This window comes from Streptomyces sp. RP5T, assembly GCF_003933965.1.
Taxonomy (GTDB): Bacteria; Actinomycetota; Actinomycetes; order Streptomycetales; family Streptomycetaceae; genus Streptomyces.
Window position 1 is genome coordinate 1 of sequence record NZ_RSAJ01000991.1, and the last position, 1,799, is coordinate 1,799.

General features: G+C 72.2%; 1 protein-coding gene and 1 pseudogene. Both read left to right on the forward strand.

Annotation, left to right across the window (positions count from 1 at the left end):
* Positions 1-139 (forward strand): annotated as a pseudogene (locus EHS43_RS43790) (sugar phosphate isomerase/epimerase); the annotation flags it as partial.
* A gap of 491 nt (positions 140-630) precedes the next feature.
* A complete protein-coding gene (locus EHS43_RS43795; protein ID WP_185806667.1) occupies positions 631-1,782 on the forward strand; it encodes an inositol-3-phosphate synthase in 1,152 nt (383 codons plus the stop codon).
* Positions 1,783-1,799: the final 17 nt, after the last annotated feature.

Consider the following 1,799-nt stretch of genomic DNA (forward strand, 5'->3'; position numbering starts at 1 on the left):
TCCGGTCTCGGTCGAGTGGGAGGACGCCGGCATGGACCGCCTCCAGGGCGCCCCGGAGGCGCTCAGGAGCCTGAAGAAGTACGACTTCGAGCCGCCGTCGGCCTCCTTCGACGCCGCGTTCGGAGGCGGCGACAACTAGCGGCTCCACCGCTGGTGCGCCGTATGACTGCGTACTGCGCCCAGTTGGGGAGCAGACCCATGGTGCCTGGTGAGCCGCCGGGCCGATCCGGGCTGCCCTCCTACCGCTTTGTCCTGAACCTGGAGAAAGTTCGTCTTCTTCGTGCACAAGGGGTTCCGGTCAAGGACGAACGCGACTACGGTCCCCTTCGTGCACAGGCACCACACAGTGGTCCGAAACTGACGGCTCATCCAGATCGTGTGGCACACCGCTAGCCCGACCCACGAAGGAGGTCCTGCACAGCGCAGGGCCGAACGCCTTCGGGTATCCCGCACCTCTCACCGGCGGTTCACGTGCCGCCACACGCACGCCGTAACCGCGCCGACCACGGAGACAGCCCTCCTGGGGCCGCGGCCAAAGCCGCCCAAGTGCCGGCGGTGGGCGGAGGCCTCGCGCCCCACCCACCGCCCTCCACACCACATCGGAACATCGACATGGCAGGGAGGCAGCCCGTGAACAACGACGGGAACGCATCGCAACCCCGGATCGGCGAGCGGACCGCACGCACCGGTGTCTGGTTCGTCGGAGCCCGTGGATCGGTGGCCACCACCGCCGTCGCCGGATGCGCGGCCGTCACCGCCGGACTGCATGCCCCGACCGGCATGGTCACCGAGACCCCACCGTTCGACGGCACCGGCCTGCCGGCGCTGACCTCCCTCGTCTTCGGCGGCCACGACACCGCCCACTGTCCGCTGCCCAAGCGGGCCGAACACCTCACCGAAGCGGGCGTCCTGCCGCACGGCCTCGCCCCCGCCGTACGCGGCGAACTCCGTGCCGCCGACGAGGAGATACGGCCCGGTGGCCCGCTCCCGGACGACCCGCGCGGCGACGAGGAACTCATCGCCGACTTCGCCGCCGACCTCATCTCGTTCCGCGAGCGCAACGCCCTGGCGCGGGTCGTCGTCGTCAACCTCTCCTCCACCGAGCCGCTGCCGGCGCCCGACGCCGAACGGCTGCCGCCCAGCTCCCTGTACGCGGCCGCCGCCGTGCGCGCCGGCTGCCCCTACGTCAACTTCACCCCGTCCACCGGTCTGCGCACCCCCGCCCTGACCGACGCCGCCGCGGCGGCCGGACTTCCCCACGCGGGCCGGGACGGCAAGACCGGCCAGACACTGCTGCGGGCCGTGCTCGCCCCGATGTTCGTCCAACGCGCCCTGCACGTACGGGCCTGGTCCGGCACCAACCTGCTCGGCGGGGGCGACGGGGCGGCGCTGGCCGACCCGGCGGCCGCGGCGGCGAAGAACGCCGGCAAGGAACGCGTCCTGACCGAAGCCCTCGGGCACACACCGCAGGGCGAGGTGCACATCGACGACGTACCGGCGCTCGGCGACTGGAAGACCGCCTGGGACCACGTCGCCTTCGAAGGCTTCCTCGGCACGCGCATGGTCCTCCAGACCATCTGGCAGGGCTGCGACTCGGCCCTGGCCGCACCGCTCGTGCTGGACCTGGCCCGCCTGGTCGCCCGCGCCCACGAGGCGGGCCTGTCCGGTCCGCTGCCTGAACTGGGCTTCTACTTCAAGGACCCCGACGGTGGCCCGGCCGGCCTGCCCGAGCAGTTCACCGCGCTGCTGTCGTTCGCCGACCGCCTGCGGGAGGCACGGTGATCCGCCTGCTGCAGGCC